Genomic DNA, 15,270 nt, shown 5'->3' on the forward strand with positions numbered 1-15,270 from the left:
GGATCTCATGCAGGTTTTGCAAAACACATATCGCAGGCAGGGGATCAGCGTTGGGCTAGAGACTGCGCCTGTGCCTTCGGTCAATGCCGACGCGTCGCGCGCGCTGCTTGATCGCTGCCCAGTACATAGCGTGACGCCAATGGTGAGCGCGCTTGGCCTGCACATCAAAGATGAACGCGGGCGCATGGGCTTGGGCAGTTTCAAAGCTTTAGGGGCGGCCTACGTGATCGCGCACGAATCCCAGCACGGCACGCTTGATGGGCGCACGTATATAACGGCGAGTGCGGGCAACCACGGTATATCGGTGGCCGCAGGTGCCAAGGTGTTTGGTGCTAAGGCTGTCATTTATTTGGCCAAGACCGTGCCAAGCGATTTTGCGGATCGTTTGCGTGAAAAGGGCGCTGACGTTGTCATCGAGGGTGACGACTACGAAGCGAGCATGGCAGGCGCGCAGAAAGCGGCTAAAGACAACGGTTGGACCTTGCTTTCTGACAGCTCGTGGGATGGGTATTTCGATCTGCCGCAGCGCTTGATGGAAGGTTATCTTGCGATGGCCGCAGAATGCACAGAGCAAATGGAAGAACCGACACATATCTTTTTGCAAGCAGGCGTTGGCGGATTGGCGGGTGCATGCGCCGCCTTGTTCCGCGATGTTTGGGGTGACGGGCCGAAGATCACGGTGGTCGAGCCTGAATTCGCACCCGCCATTTACGATTCGATCAAAGCAGGGGCCTTCGTACCCGCCAGCGGACCAGTCTCGGACATGGGACGGCTCGATTGCAAAGAAGCGTCGCTTATCGCACTCAAGGGGCTCTCGCACGATGCAGATGAAATTGTATTGATTTCTGAAGAGGAAGCTTTTGCTGTGTTGCCCAAGCTCGCTGACGTCGCCCTTGCCTCCAGTACGTCAGGCGCGGCTGGGGTAGCGGCGGCATTACTAAGTGACCTACCAAGTGACGCCAGTGTTTTGTGTATCTTGAGCGAGGGTGCCTAATGTTCGACAGGGCTGAATTCCTGACAAGGATCAAAGGTGTGCAAACCCGCATGGTCGCGCACGACCTGTCGGCGTTATTGCTGACGCAAGAGGCGGATATTCGCTACCTCACCGGCTATCTTACGCGGTTTTGGGAAAGCCCGACTCGCCCTTGGTTCCTGGTTTTGCCCATAAATGGACTGCCCATCGCTGTGATCCCGTCGATTGGCGCTGAACTGATGTCGCGCTCTGTTGTTGAGGACATCCGAACATGGTCTGCGCCTGATTATCAGGACGATGGCATCTCGCTTCTGCGCGATTGCTTGCGCGAGGTGGCAGGTGCGGGTCGCATTGGCACACCGCATGGGATCGAGAGCCATTTGAGGATGCCACTTGGCGATTGGATCAAGCTGCGCGAAGAGATCGAGATTGGCACTGACATGCAGGTCATGCGCGCTGCGCGGATGGTGAAATCGCCGCGCGAAGTGGATGCGATACGCGAGGCTTGCCAGATCGCCGGACGTGCTTTTGCGCGCGTCCCCGAAAAAGCGCGCGCAGGGTCGTCGTTGAGTGATGTGTTTCGTGGGTTTCAAATTCTCTGCTTGGAGGAGGGTGCCGATTGGGTGCCCTATCTTTCTGGTGGCAAAGGCCACGATGGCTATGATGATGTGATCTCTACTGCCAGTGATGATCCGTTGGCAGTGGGCGAGGTCTTGATGTTGGACACAGGCCTCATTCGTAACGGCTATTTCAGTGATTTTGATCGCAACTTTAGTGTTGGCACGCCAAGCAACTCGATTGCGCGCGCGTATGACAAGCTGATGGAAGCGACCCTAGCAGGCGAAGCCGTGCTTAAAGCAGGCGCGACAGCTGCCGACATCTTCCACGCGATGGATAAAGTCTGCACAGGTGGTGCAGGGGGCCAAAGTGCGGGGCGTTTGGGGCATGGGCTTGGCTTGCAATTGACCGAAGGGTTGTCGTTCATTGTGGATGATCACACGGTGTTGGAGGCGGGCATGGTGATCACATTAGAACCCGCTGTGTCCGTGTCAGGTGGTGCTGGCCTTATGGTGCATGAGGATGACTATGTGGTGACGAATACGGGATGGGAACGTTTGTCTCCTGCACCTTCTGCGCAAGTGATGCGACTTGATACATGAGTTTGCCCTATACACTTGCGCCGCAAATCGGCACGGACGGGCGGATTGGTTTGATCGTCTTGCAATCTGATGAGACGATGGAGGCGGAATTACGGCGGGTCTTACCAGACGATGACATCGCAACGTTCGTGTCGCGTATTCCAAGTGCGTCGGAAGTATCGAACGACAGCCTTGCCGCGATGGAGGCTGATTTACCGCGTGCTGCGGGGCTTTTGCCAAAGACGGTGGATTTCGATGTTGTGGGATATGGATGCACGTCTGCATCGAGTGTCATTGGCTCAGATCGTGTCGCTGAAATGATAGAGATGGGTTGCAGCACGGCGCATGTGACCAACCCTGTCACGGCACTTGTCGCAGCCTGCTCGGCACTTGGCATCAGCAAGCTTGCGCTTTTAACACCCTACACCGAAGTGGTTAGTGAAAGTCTGCGCAGTGCTTTAAGTGCGCAAGGTATTGAAACGCCTGTATTTGGGACGTTCAATGAACCAGTTGAAACGAAGGTTGCGCGGATTGATCCGGCCTCTATTCGCGATGCTGCGATTATGCTCGGGAAAGACAAGGGCGCGGAGGCTGTGTTTATGAGCTGCACGAACCTGCGCACGATTGAAATCCTGAAAGATGTCGAAGGGGGCATTCGCAAACCAGCACTCTCGTCCAATCAAGCCTTCTTCTGGCACCTTATGGGTTTGGCGGGGACCCAAGCGAAACAAAGAAACTCCGCTCTTTGGCAAGCCCAATTTGACGAAGGAGAATGAACCATGTTTTCGCGCGAGAAACTTGACTATTCCGCAACGGATTTGCCAGATCGGGTGGACCTGTCGGAGCAGGAGAGCTTGAGCGCAGTTCAGGACCACCTTGCTTACATGCAAAAACGCCACTCCGTGCGCGATTTTTGTGACGCACCTGTGTCCCAAGAGGTGATTGATGCGGCGATAACGGCTGCAGGCTCTGCGCCATCGGGGGCCAATCATCAGCCATGGCATTTTGTTGCAATTTCAAATGCAAAGGTGAAGCATCAAATCCGACTGGCCTCTGAGGAAGAGGAAAAAAAGTTCTATTCGGGTGGGTGCAACGATGAATGGATCAAAGCGTTGGAACCGATTGGCACGGATGCACATAAACCGCATTTGGATATTGCGCCGTGGTTGATCGTGATTTTTGCGCAGCGCTGGGGCGAGTTTGACGATGGCACGCGCTACAAAAACTATTACGTGCCTGAAAGTGTGGGCATTGCAACGGGCTTTTTGATTTCTGCATTGCATCATGCAGGGCTGACTTGCCTCACCCACACGCCGAATCCGATGAAGTTCTTGAACGGGCTGCTTGGACGGCCTGCGTCGGAGAAACCCGTGATGATTCTAGCGGTTGGTCATCCGTCCGAGGACGCAACAGTGCCCGGTGTTGCAAAGATGAAAAAGCCCTTAGCTAAAATCATGTCGATTTATGATTGAAAATAAGGGATGTAAGCAAATCACGATTGGCCAAAAAAAAGGCCGAGCATAAGCTCGGCCGAAGTCCAACAGGGAGGTACAAGGGCTAGGTACCTCAGCACCATCGTCATCCTCGTGTAGCTTAAATAATGTGCGCAGTGCTCGTTATCAAGGCAGAAAATGCTGCAAGTGCAGCATGTCCGCTATGCAGTGACCGCATAGCTACAGTTGTTGGAATGTCTCAAACCTGTTCGCAGGCCATTGCAAAGCTCTGTGAGTGATCATAGGTTCTGGCCAAATTTAGACGTGCTTGCGCGACAAGCCAATTTCAAAAAGGATATTCCACATGGATGCTGGCGCACTCGGCCAATTCGTTCCGCTTATTTTGATCTTCGCGATCATGTATTTCCTGCTTATCCGCCCTCAGCAGAAAAAGCTGAAAGAGCACCAGAAAATGGTGGAAGCGCTGCGACGCGGGGATCAGGTGATCACGCAGGGCGGGCTCATTGGTAAAGTCACCAAGGTCAAAGATGACAACGAGATCGAGGTCGAGCTGGCAGAAGGCGTGAAAGTCCGCGTTGTTCAGTCCACGATCACCAATGTGATCAACAAAACAGAGCCTGCCTCCGCGTAAACGAACGCGCTGCGGCTGGATGGTGTGAAAGGCCTGACAGATGTTGCAAATTGACCTGTGGAAACGGGTGGTTATTTGGGCGGTTTGTGCGCTCGGATTGCTACTGGCGCTTCCGAATGCCTTTTACTCCAAAGTTGAACAGCAAAACGATGCACTCGCCGCAATCGAAGTGTCTGGCAATTCACCGGAACGCGATGCAATGGCGGGGCAATGGCCGGGCTACTTGCCCTCTGGCCTTGTAAACTTGGGCTTGGATTTGCGTGGGGGAGCGCATCTGCTGGCCGAAGTCAAAGTGCAGGACGTCTATTCTGCGCGCATGAAAGCTTTCTGGCCCGAAGTGCGCGATGCGTTGCGTCCAGAGCGCGCGACAATTGGCACGATCCGTTTGCAGCCCTCTGCTGGCGACGAATTAAAAGTGCGTATTTCCGAACCTGAGGGCACAGCGCGCGCCTCGGAAGTCGTGCGTGGTCTCGCACAACAGGTTGTGTCGCTCTCCGGTGTTGGAGCGTCCGACATCGAAGTCAGCAGTGATGATGGCGTTCTCACCATCCGCCTGTCAGAGGCTGAAAAACGCGCCACGGATGAGCGCACGATGCAGCAGTCTCTTGAAATCATTCGCCGCCGTATCGATGAGGTGGGCACGCGTGAGCCAACGATCCAGCGCCAAGGCACGGACCGCATTTTGATCCAAGTGCCGGGCATAGGCTCTGCTGCAGAACTGAAAGCGATCATCGGAACAACCGCGCAATTGACCTTTCAACCTGTTGTGGGTCGCGGTTCGGACCCTGATGCGAGTGCGGGTCTGGGCAATGAAATTGTTCCGTCCTTGGATGAAGAGGGCGCATTTTACACGCTCGAATCCGCGCCTGTTGTGACCGGTGAAGAATTGGTTGATGCGCAGCCAGCCTTTGATCAAAACGGACGTCCTGCAGTCAATTTTCGATTTAATCCGACAGGGGCGCGCAAGTTTGGCGACTACACAGCCGAAAATATCGGCAGTCCCTTTGCGATTGTTCTTGATAGCGAAGTGATTTCTGCGCCCGTGATCCAAAGCCACATTCCAGGTGGGTCTGGTATCATCACGGGGAACTTTACCGTCGAAGAATCAACCAATCTCGCGGTTCTGTTGCGTGCGGGTGCCCTGCCTGCGGGGCTAGAATTTCTTGAAGAACGCACCATCGGACCAGAGCTGGGCGCGGACAGTATCAAGGCGGGGCAAGTGGCCTGCATCGTCGCCTTTGCGGCTGTGCTGATTTTTATGTTCCTAAGCTACGGCACATTCGGCATTTTCGCCAATATAGCACTTATCATCAACGTTGGTCTGATCTTTGGATTGCTCAGCATGGTGGGTGCGACGCTTACCTTGCCGGGTATTGCGGGCATCGTTTTGACCATCGGTATGGCAGTGGACGCCAATGTGCTGGTGTTTGAGCGGATCCGCGAAGAGCTGAAGTCGTCAAAAGGACCCGCGCGTGCGATTGATCTCGGGTATGAAAAAGCGCTGAGCGCGATTATTGACGCGAACTTTACTACGTTTATCACGGCCGTGATCCTCTTCGTTATGGGCTCCGGCCCTGTGCGCGGCTTTGCGATCACGCTTGGCTTTGGCATTCTCACATCGGTCTTTACCGCCATCTTCGTCACGCGTTTGATTGTTGTGATGTGGTTTGAACGTAAACGCCCCAAAACACTGGAGGTGTGAGATGCGCCTAAGACTGGTCAAACAAGACACAAAATTTGATTTCTTCTCGCGTTCTAAAATGTGGATCGGGCTCTCTTTGGTGCTGATGGTCGTCGGGTTTGCGTCCTTCCTCTATCAGGGCCTGAACTACGGTATTGATTTCAAAGGCGGCACAACAATCCGCACCGAAAGCACGACGCCAATAGACGTTGGTGCTTACCGCGATGCGATGGCACCGTTAGGGCTAGGAGATATCTCAATCTCAGAGGTGTTTGATCCCACGTTTGAAGCAGATCAAAACGTCGCAATGGTGCGTATCGAGACGCAAGAAGGCCAAGAAGCTGTTAAGTCTGACCTCATCGCCGAGGTGCAAACTGCCCTGCAAGTCATTGCCCCTGATATCAAATTCGTTTCCGTCGAATCCGTTGGCCCAAAGGTGTCTGGCGAATTGATCCAGACAGCGGCAATTGCGGTGATCCTCGCAATTGCGGCGGTATTGATCTACATCTGGCTGCGATTCGAGTGGCAGTTTGCCTTGGGCGCAGTGGCCGCATTGGTGCACGATGTTATCCTCACAATTGGCATTTTCTCAGCGCTCCAGATCAAATTCGACCTTGCGATTATCGCAGCTTTACTGACGATTGTTGGCTACTCGCTCAATGATACGGTGGTTGTGTTTGACCGCGTGCGTGAAAATCTGCGCAAGTATAAGAAGAAAGACCTCAAAGAGCTTCTCAACATATCTATCAATGAAACACTGAGCCGGACGTTCATGACCTCTGTCACCACGCTTTTGGCGCTGATTGCGTTGTTCGTGTTGGGTGGGGATGTGATCCGTGGCTTCGTCTTTGCGATGATCTGGGGTGTAATCGTAGGAACGTATAGCTCCATTTTTGTGGCCTCCGCGATCCTGCTGTTCCTTGGCGTTAAGCGCGACTGGACCAACAAGCCAGACGCCAACGCGGGCACGCAATTTGCGAATATTGATGCCTGATTTTCTGACATCAGTCCTTCAAACCGAAGGGCTGATTTGGATTTGCCTTGCGGCTTTGCTTGCAGGCACAGTGCGTGGCTTTGCGGGATTTGGCACCGCGATGATCTATCTCCCTGTTGTTGGGCAATTTCTTGATCCGGTTTCGGCGATTTTGACGTTGGTGGTGATGGATTTAATTGGCCCATTGCCAGCGGTGCCGCGCGCGATACGCGAAGCGGATTGGCCCGATTTGAAACGGCTTATCGCAGCGGCAGCGGTTACAACTGTTTTAGGCGTTTGGCTGCTTAGTCGCTTTGACGCTGATATGTTTCGCTATGTCGTCTCCATCGCGACACTATTCTTGCTTGCTTTTCTTGTGCTTGGCCTGCGCTATTCGGGGCGACTAACGCCAGCCAATGTATATGGTGTCGGGGCGGGTGGTGGCTTGCTTGGCGGTGCGGCCGGATTAGCAGCGCCACCGGTCATTTTGTTCTATATGGCCAGCTCACATGCGCCGAGCACAATTCGCGCGACGATCATGCTGTTTTTGCTGGGCTTTGATGTGATCATTTTTGTGGTTATGGGCCTCCAAGGTTTGCTGGTCACGCAAGCGATCATTCTAGGCTTGATCCTAGTGCCTTGCGTTGCACTTGGCACGGTGATGGGCACCGCGCTCTTTGACCCCGCGCGCGAGACGCTCTACAGGAGAGTGGCTTATATCATCATCGGCATCTCCGCGGTGCGGGGGCTACCAATCTGGGGGTGACGCAACATGCGCATGACTGAAATCGAGTTTGACGACGCCAAGCCTGTTGAAGGCTATGGCCCTGGTTTTTTTCGAATCGCAGGCGAAGTGATTGAAGCGCCGATGATCGTCACCGCGACAGGCGCGCGCCCTTGGGGCGGCTATGAAGATGCGGACAGTTTGATTGCGATGGCAGGCGAGATCGATGTGATTTTCATCGGGACGGGGGATGAGGTGGCGTATCTTCCGAAAGAGTTTCGCCAGAAGCTGGACGACGCGAGCCTTGGTGCAGAGGCGATGAATTCACCGGCCGCGTGCCGCACATACAATGTGTTGATCAATGATGGCAGACGCGTTGCTGCGGCCCTGCTTCCGGTCACAAAGTAGTGCATCTGGCGGTTCAAGATTTAGGCGTTGCCCGTGGTGGTATCGCGGTGCTTGAAGGCCTCACCTTTCGCGTTGAGGCAGGAACTGCACTGATCCTGCGTGGCCCTAATGGGATCGGCAAAACTACGCTTCTACGTGCGATTGCAGGGCTGCAACCATCGTTGAACGGTTCGATTGATACGCCTGAAGACAGCATCGCTTACGCGGCTCATTCAGATGGCATCAAGCAGGCCCTCACTGTGCGAGAGAATTTGGAATTCTGGGCTGCCGTTTTCGGCACAGGCGATATCAATGGCGCTTTGGATGCCTTTGCATTGCAACCGCTGGCGCTGCGTCCCGCGGGTGCGCTGTCTGCGGGGCAAAAACGTCGCCTTGGGCTTGCGCGCCTCTTAGTTTCTGCACGCCCGATCTGGGTTTTGGATGAGCCGACGGTTTCTTTGGACGTTGATGCGGTTGCGATGTTCGCAGCTGCGATTTGCGCGCATCTTGAAGCCGGCGGTCTCGCGCTGATTGCAACGCATATTGACCTGGGTCTGGACGCTGACATTTTGGACGTCGCGCCTTTTAAAGCGCGCGTGCCGATTTCGGTCGATGATGCGATGGAGGGGTTCTTGTGAAAGCGCTCCTTATTCGCGATCTACGGCTTGCGATTAGGGCAGGGGGTGGCTTTGGCCTTGGTCTCGCGTTCTTTTTGATAGTTACAGTGCTGGTGCCGTTTGGCGTTGGCCCGCAAAGTGAGCTTCTGTCTGAAATCGCACCCGGCATTTTGTGGCTTGGTGCTTTGTTGGCCTGCCTTTTGTCGCTTGATCGAATCCTCGCGCTGGACTGGGAGGATGGCACGCTCGATTTGCTTGCCTGCGCTCCGCTCCCGATGGAGGCGGCTGTGAGCATCAAAGCATTGGCGCATTGGCTGACAACAGGACTGCCTTTGGTCATTGCCGCGCCGTTTTTTGCACTGCTCTTGAACCTGCCGAGCGCGGGATATGTACCGCTTGTCTTGTCACTGCTCCTTGGAACGCCTGCGCTAAGCGTGATTGGGACCTTCGGTGCGGCAATTACTGTAGGCATCAAGCGCGGCGGCTTGCTATTGTCACTTCTGGTGCTGCCGCTGTACGTGCCGACCTTGATCTACGGCGCAGAAGCGGCGCGGCGCGGCGCACAGGGGCTTGAGACATCGACGCCCTTATTCATGCTTGCGGGGATAACATCCGGGGTGATTGCACTGCTACCTTTTGCCTCTGCCGCAGTATTGCGCGTAAACATTCGTTAAAGTGAATTGAAGCCGTCACGCCTAAGGGATACATCAGCAATATGTCTTTATGGGAATACGCAAATCCGGTGAAATTCATGGCCCTTTCGGGTCGCATTTTGCCGTGGGCGGCTTGGCTGTCGGGGATCTGTCTTGTGATTGGCCTTGTCTGGGGGTTTTTCTATACACCTGATGATTTTCGCCAAGGCTCTACTGTGAAAATAATCTATCTGCACGTGCCGTCTGCGCTGATGGCAATCAACGTTTGGATGATGATGTTAGTGACCTCGCTCGTTTGGATCATCCGGCGTCATCATGTCAGCGCGCTCGCGGCCAAAGCGGCGGCCCCGATTGGCGTAGTGATGACTTTGATCGCGCTCGTCACAGGTGCGATCTGGGGACAACCCATGTGGGGCACATGGTGGGCATGGGATCCGCGCCTGACCTCATTCCTAATCTTATTCCTGTTCTATCTTGGCTACATCGCGCTTTGGGCGGCGATTGAAGACAATGATACAGCAGCTGACCTCACCTCGATCCTGTGTCTGGTTGGCTCAGTCTTTGCGATCTTGTCGCGCTACGCGGTTAATTTCTGGAACCAAGGCCTGCACCAAGGCGCGTCTCTTTCGCTTGATAAAGAAAAGAACGTGGCGGATGTGTTCTACCAACCTTTGCTGTTTTGTATCGCGGGCTTTGTACTTTTATTCGTGGTGCTGGTTTTGCTACGCACGCGCACAGAAATCCGCGCGCGCCGCACATCGGCCCTTCTCGCACGGGAGCGCATGGGATGATGCCGGATCTTGGAAAATATGCGGATGCGGTGCTGAGCGCCTATGCTGCCTCCATTGTGTTGCTGATTGGTATTGTTGTGCTCAGCGTTTGGCAATCACGCCGCGCCAAAGCCGCACTTGAAGAGGTGGAGAAGCGCCGCAATGGCTAAGATATCCCCTTTAATGATCGCGCCACCGGCGATTTTCCTCAGCCTAGCTGCCTTGTTTTACGCCGGCATGTACCGTGAGGGGAAAGACGAATTAGAATCTGTCTTTGTCGGCCAACCTGCGCCACAGATTGAAACTGCTTCCGAATTAGAAGGTTTCGCGCCCGTGACCCAAGCCGACTTGGCAAATGGTGAGGTCACATTGGTAAATTTCTGGGCCAGCTGGTGCCCACCTTGCCGTGCCGAGCATGCCAAACTGCTCGAACTTGCAGAGTCGTACCCGATCATTGGTGTCAATTTCAAAGACACGGCTCTCGCGGCGTCGAAATACCTTCGAGACGATGGTGATCCGTTCAAAGTAGTGGCGTTTGATCCACAAGGGCGCACTGCGATTGATTGGGGCGTAACAGCCCCGCCAGAAACCTTCATCCTCGATGAAGACGGTACAGTGCTATACCGTTTCGCAGGCCCGTTGATTGGCAGCGACTATGAGCAGCGTTTCCTGCCAGAATTGAACAAAGCTTTAGGCAAATAATTCCGCCGCATTATCTCGTTCTTTAAACTCATCTACACTCTCAAAAAACGCAGCGCTCTATTAAAAAAAGAGCCGTTCAGAAGCAGCCCCCTTCCCAACACTCTTTTTGCACGTTCTACGCAGCCGCGAGGTCGCGCAGAACGTAGTGCAACACGCCACCGTGCTCGATATATTCGATCTCGATCGCGGTATCGATGCGGCACTTCAACGTGATCTCTTTGACAGATCCATCCACCATTGTGATCGTGCAAGGCACCTCTTGCAAAGGCTTAATCGTATCGAGACCAGAGATAGACACGCTCTCATCACCCGTAAGGCCAAGCGATTTACGGCTGTCGCCACCCGTGAACTCTAATGGGATCACCCCCATACCAACAAGGTCGAAGCGGTGAATACGCTCAAAGCTTTCCGCGATCACAGCCTTCATATCCAAAAGCGCTGTACCTTTGGCGGCCCAGTCACGGGATGATCCCGCGCGTACTACTCACCACCAAAGACAACCAGTGGCGTGCCCGCTTCCTGATGGGCTATTGCCGTGTCAAAGATCGAGGTTTGCGCAACATCAACACCATTGAGCATTAAGTTCTTGATACGAATGTTGGCGAATGTGCCGCGCATTATGACTTCGTGTTTACCAAGGCGCGAGCCGTAGGAGTTGAACTCGCGCACTAGCACTTGGTGACTCGTCAAATACTGACCCGCAGGAAAGCTTTCAACGAAAGTATCAGCAGGAGAGATATGGTCCGTTGTGATCATATCCCCCAACAGCGCCAGAACTTTTGCACCATCAATGTAGGTAATCTTGCCTGGCTCTTTGCTCATACCTTAGAAGTAGGGTGGGTTCTGGATGTAGGTCGATGCCGGTGGCCAATTATTGGTCTCGGCTTCGGTGATGCCAATGCCCTGCCACTTTTCGTCGCCTTTGAATACGTCCGCATAAATCGTCTGGAACGCTTCGCGAGTGACCGTCTGCTCGACCAACTCCGCGACTTCTTGCGTCGAGGGCCAGATGTCTTTCAAGTAAACGCCTTTGCCATCCGCAGTCTGTGCGATTGGATCAGTTGCGAGGTTGATGTCCATAGTACCCGCAATCGCATACGTCACAACAAGGGGCGGTGAGGCGAGGTAGTTTGCGCGCACATCTGAGCTGACGCGACCTTCAAGTTGCGGTTTCCAGAGAGAACCGATGTTGCAACGAGATCGCCCTCATGGATGATTTTGTTCAGATCTTCCTGAAGCGGGCCGGAGTTGCCGATGCAGGTCGTGCAGCTATATACAACAAGGCTAAAGCCGAGCATACAGATCGTCCTGAAGCTCCGCCGTCTCAAAATAGGCGGTCGCCACTTGAGAACCGGGAGCAAGGGATGTTTTCACCCAAGGCTTGCGGTTCAGACCCAAAGCAACCGCTTTGCGGGCTACAAGACCCGCGCCGATCATCACGTATGGGTTGAATGTGTTGGTGGAAGACGTGATGGAGGCGATGACAACTTTGCCTCTCTCCATCGAAAAACCTTGGCCAGCGACTTCGACTTCTTTTCCCATTGGACGCTTGAAGGTCTCTTCCATTTCTTTGCGGAACGCTTCCTTTGACGCCTGTCAACGCCACATAGTCTTGTGGACCTTTGGGACCCGAAATCGCAGGAACGATTATGCCCATGTCGAAGCTCAATGTGTCCGTGTAGTTCGGTGCATAGTCGTCGCCGCGCCAGAAACCGTTCTCTTTTGCGTATGCTTCAACCAATGCAATGCGGTCCTTGTCGCGGCCTGTTGTACGCAAGTAACGCAGTGTTTCGCCGTCAATTGGGAAGAAACCACAGGTCGCGACATACTCCGGCGCCATGTTCGCAATCGTCGCACCATCCGCGAGCGGTAGCGAGTCGAGGCCTTTGCCGTAGAATTTAACAAACCTACCAACGGCGCCTTTTTCGCGCAGTATCTCAACGATCATAGGAACAAGGTCCGTTCCTGTCGTGTCTTCCATCATTGTGCCCATCAGTTCGAAGCCGATGACTTCTGGGATCAACATGGAAATCGGTTGGCTGAGCATGGACGCTTCCGCCTCGATCCCGCCAACGTTCCAACCGAGAACAGCTGCACCGTTCACCATGGTCGCGAGGCTGTCTGTGCCTACAAGCGTGTCAGGGTAGGCAACTTCATCATCGTTCTGGTTAACGTCAGTCCAAACCGTTTGGCTGAGATACTCAAGGTTCACTTGGTAGCAAATGCCTGTGTCCGGAGGCACAACGCGGAAGTTAGAGAAGGCAGACTGACCCCACTTTAGGAATGTGTAACGCTCCATGTTGCGCTCATACTCGCGATCCACGTTCATTTTGAAGGCGCGTGGGTTGCCGAATTCGTCAACCATTACAGAGTGGTCGATGACCAGATCAACAGGGTTCAGCGGGTTAATCTTTTGTGGGTTACCGCCGAGTGACTTAAGCGCATCGCCGCGAGGTCAACAACAGTTGGAACACCCTTGAAATACTGGATCAAAACGCGGGCAGGGCTACACGCAATCTCGCGTGGGCTCTTGCCGCCTTTCGCACCCCATTCGGCGAACGTCTTGATGTCGTCAACGCAAATCGTCTTGCCATCTTCAAAGCGCAACCTGTTTTCAAGCACCACTTTAAGCGCGGCGGGCAAGTTGGTGAAATCGCCAAGGCCCGCGTCTGTTGCGGCTGGGATGGAATAATAAGCGACGGATGCGCTGCCAACCTTGAGATCCTTGCAGGTGTTTCTGGTGTCCTTACCGACTGTGATGGGCATATCTGTCTCTTTTTTGGGTCCAAATTCGAATGATTTTGGGCGCAAATTGCCCTATAATGGCAGCGCAAACAAAAGCAGTGTATACTATTGCACACTGAAATTGCGGAAAATTGAAGCCAGAGTGTTACGGATGCTCGCGCATCTCTCGCAAAAGGGTGATTAGTCATTTCAATGCATTGCTTCTATCTAGGATCTAACGCAACGAATTATACGAATCGATCCTTATGAAAAAGCTATCAAAACTCATTGCTGCACTTTGGATCGGTCTTTCTGGGACTGCTTATGCGCAATACCAGCCTGTTGTTATTGAATTGTTTACTTCACAGGGTTGTTCTTCGTGCCCGCCCGCGGACTCGCTGATGCACAAACTTTCAGCGCGCAGCGATGTGATCGCATTGTCCATGCATGTGGATTATTGGGATTATATCGGCTGGAAGGATGAATTCGGCCGTCCTGAGAATGCTGCGCGTCAACGCTCTTATGCGGCAGCGGGTGGTCGTCGCACTGTGTATACGCCGCAAATGATAATTGCAGGCGAGGATTCGGTTATAGGCACGCATCCGATGGATGTGGCTGACATGATTGCAAAGCACTCAAGATCGCAGAAAGATGTTGTGATGAAAGCTGTGCGCACGGGCGGGAAGATCACGATTGCTGCAACTGCGCGACGTCCCGCAAAATACGAAGTGAAATTTGTGAGCTACACGAGCAAGCGGACGTCTGCGATTAAGCGGGGTGAGAACGCGGGTAGAACGATCACTTATGTCAACGTCGTGTCTGACTTCAAAACTGTTAAGAAGTGGGATGGCCAAGCGCCTTTGTCATTCGCGGAAAACGCTGGGAAGGGTCCGATTATAGTGCTGATCCAACGCGCGGATCATGGGCCAATCGAAGCGGCGGCTGCCTTGAACTAAGTGTTCTTCCAGCGACGGTGAATCCAGAACCATTGGTGCATATTCTCGCGGATCAAGACTTCTAGACCGTCGTTTACCGCCTGTGTCATGGCCTCTGCATCGCTGTGTGGAATTTCGGCCTGCACTGTAATTTCAAAATCTAACCCGTTCTCTTGCCGAATGGCGTAGATCGGGATCAGGGCAGCATTGTATTTCAATGCAAGCTCTGCAGTGATCAATGACGTGACTGCAGGTTTGTCGAAAAAGTTGAGCTTGCTGCCGCCATAAGCGTGTAAATCGGTCAAAATACCTAGTACAGAACCCGACTTGATATGACGGACCATTTGCGACATGCCCTTTCGACCCTGTTCAAACATCGGGGTGCCAATGGTCGAGATTGATTTGACGTAGTGTTCGTTAAAATACGGGTTGGACATACGCCGATAGAGCGCGCCCATGTTGTGGCCTTTGGCAATCAAAGCTGCTCGGCTGACGTCATAATTGCCGAAGTGACCAGTGACGAGGATGACTGGACGACCCTCAGCACGCGCTTGTTTCAGCGCTGTATACCCTGGGCCAGTGATTTTTGATTGTATGGCGCGCGCAACAAAATCTTCGCCTGAATAAAGTTCGATCAAAGTGCGGCCCGCATTATTGGGCACATCTTTGCAAAGCTGCGCAATGTCTTGGTCGTTTAGGTCAGGCAGAACATGAGCAAGGTTCGCGCGAATGCGTTTGGGATAGCCTGCAAGTGGCGAGACGATATTTTGAACTAACCAGCCCATCAAGCGCACTCGCGTCGTGTAAGGCAGGCTAAGCGCAAGACCAATCAAGCCACGCAGAAAAAGATTAGTGATATATTGAGAAACGCGTTTCATAGAGAGCGCTTTACTGGGCTTGGCCAAAA

At 53.6% G+C, this 15,270-nt stretch carries 16 protein-coding genes and 1 pseudogene; 15 read left to right on the plus strand and 2 right to left on the minus strand.

Going from position 1 to position 15,270, the window contains the following annotated elements; translation table 11 throughout:
• Positions 1-7 precede the first annotated feature (7 nt).
• The 14 genes from QZ280_RS07850 to QZ280_RS07915 all read left to right on the plus strand — a co-directional run bounded on the left by QZ280_RS07850 (position 8) and on the right by QZ280_RS07915 (position 10,704).
• Positions 8-994 carry a pyridoxal-phosphate dependent enzyme gene (locus QZ280_RS07850; RefSeq protein ID WP_293442277.1) on the plus strand — a complete coding sequence of 329 codons (987 nt, stop codon included), beginning with the start codon at positions 8-10 and terminating at the stop codon, positions 992-994.
• Positions 994-2,133, plus strand: coding sequence for a Xaa-Pro peptidase family protein (locus tag QZ280_RS07855; RefSeq protein WP_293442280.1), 1,140 nt, complete (start codon positions 994-996; stop codon positions 2,131-2,133). Before QZ280_RS07850 ends, QZ280_RS07855 begins: the two co-directional genes overlap by 1 nt.
• Positions 2,130-2,888 (plus strand): aspartate/glutamate racemase family protein, encoded by a 759-nt coding sequence (locus tag QZ280_RS07860; protein WP_293442282.1) that lies wholly within the window; start codon positions 2,130-2,132, stop codon positions 2,886-2,888. Before QZ280_RS07855 ends, QZ280_RS07860 begins: the two co-directional genes overlap by 4 nt.
• 3 nt (positions 2,889-2,891) lie before the next feature.
• Positions 2,892-3,584: a nitroreductase family protein gene (locus QZ280_RS07865; RefSeq protein WP_293442285.1), complete on the plus strand. Its 693-nt coding sequence runs from the start codon at positions 2,892-2,894 to the stop codon at positions 3,582-3,584.
• Between the two features lie 325 nt (positions 3,585-3,909).
• Complete coding sequence (gene yajC / locus QZ280_RS07870; protein WP_009830964.1) at positions 3,910-4,197, plus strand: preprotein translocase subunit YajC; 288 nt, start codon at positions 3,910-3,912, stop codon at positions 4,195-4,197.
• Between the two features lie 40 nt (positions 4,198-4,237).
• Positions 4,238-5,899, plus strand: coding sequence for a protein translocase subunit SecD (secD, locus tag QZ280_RS07875; protein ID WP_293442289.1), 1,662 nt, complete (start codon positions 4,238-4,240; stop codon positions 5,897-5,899).
• 1 nt (position 5,900) lies between these two features.
• A complete protein-coding gene (gene secF, locus QZ280_RS07880; protein ID WP_293442293.1) occupies positions 5,901-6,872 on the plus strand; it encodes a protein translocase subunit SecF in 972 nt (323 codons plus the stop codon).
• Positions 6,865-7,617, plus strand: coding sequence for a sulfite exporter TauE/SafE family protein (locus tag QZ280_RS07885; RefSeq protein ID WP_293442296.1), 753 nt, complete (start codon positions 6,865-6,867; stop codon positions 7,615-7,617). Before secF ends, QZ280_RS07885 begins: the two co-directional genes overlap by 8 nt.
• A 6-nt stretch (positions 7,618-7,623) precedes the next feature.
• The gene (locus QZ280_RS07890; protein ID WP_293442299.1) at positions 7,624-7,983 is read left to right on the plus strand and encodes an Mth938-like domain-containing protein; all 360 of its coding nucleotides are present in this window, start codon (positions 7,624-7,626) and stop codon (positions 7,981-7,983) included.
• Positions 7,983-8,600 (plus strand): heme ABC exporter ATP-binding protein CcmA, encoded by a 618-nt coding sequence (ccmA, locus tag QZ280_RS07895; RefSeq protein WP_293442302.1) that lies wholly within the window; start codon positions 7,983-7,985, stop codon positions 8,598-8,600. The genes QZ280_RS07890 and ccmA overlap by 1 nt, the downstream gene beginning before the upstream one ends.
• Positions 8,597-9,253 (plus strand): heme exporter protein CcmB, encoded by a 657-nt coding sequence (ccmB, locus tag QZ280_RS07900; RefSeq protein WP_293442305.1) that lies wholly within the window; start codon positions 8,597-8,599, stop codon positions 9,251-9,253. The genes ccmA and ccmB overlap by 4 nt, the downstream gene beginning before the upstream one ends.
• Before the next feature lie 41 nt (positions 9,254-9,294).
• Positions 9,295-10,023 carry a heme ABC transporter permease gene (locus QZ280_RS07905; RefSeq protein ID WP_293442308.1) on the plus strand — a complete coding sequence of 243 codons (729 nt, stop codon included), beginning with the start codon at positions 9,295-9,297 and terminating at the stop codon, positions 10,021-10,023.
• A complete protein-coding gene (gene ccmD / locus QZ280_RS07910; RefSeq protein ID WP_293442311.1) occupies positions 10,020-10,172 on the plus strand; it encodes a heme exporter protein CcmD in 153 nt (50 codons plus the stop codon). The genes QZ280_RS07905 and ccmD overlap by 4 nt, the downstream gene beginning before the upstream one ends.
• The gene (locus tag QZ280_RS07915; protein WP_293442313.1) at positions 10,165-10,704 is read left to right on the plus strand and encodes a DsbE family thiol:disulfide interchange protein; all 540 of its coding nucleotides are present in this window, start codon (positions 10,165-10,167) and stop codon (positions 10,702-10,704) included. Before ccmD ends, QZ280_RS07915 begins: the two co-directional genes overlap by 8 nt.
• A 115-nt stretch (positions 10,705-10,819) precedes the next feature.
• Here the strand turns inward: QZ280_RS07915 and acnA are convergent.
• A pseudogene (gene acnA, locus QZ280_RS07920) lies at positions 10,820-13,470 on the minus strand (aconitate hydratase AcnA).
• Positions 13,471-13,694: 224 nt separating this feature from the next.
• Here acnA and QZ280_RS07925 point away from each other — a divergent pair.
• Complete coding sequence (locus QZ280_RS07925) at positions 13,695-14,384, plus strand: DUF1223 domain-containing protein (RefSeq protein ID WP_293442316.1); 690 nt, start codon at positions 13,695-13,697, stop codon at positions 14,382-14,384.
• Here QZ280_RS07925 and QZ280_RS07930 read toward each other — a convergent pair.
• Complete coding sequence (locus tag QZ280_RS07930) at positions 14,381-15,241, minus strand: lysophospholipid acyltransferase family protein (protein ID WP_293442319.1); 861 nt, start codon at positions 15,239-15,241, stop codon at positions 14,381-14,383. The two genes, QZ280_RS07925 and QZ280_RS07930, sit on opposite strands and share 4 nt — an antisense overlap.
• Between the last annotated feature and the right edge of the window lie 29 nt (positions 15,242-15,270).

Origin of the sequence: Planktotalea sp., assembly GCF_018607995.1 — a bacterium.
GTDB lineage: Bacteria > Pseudomonadota > Alphaproteobacteria > Rhodobacterales > Rhodobacteraceae > Planktotalea.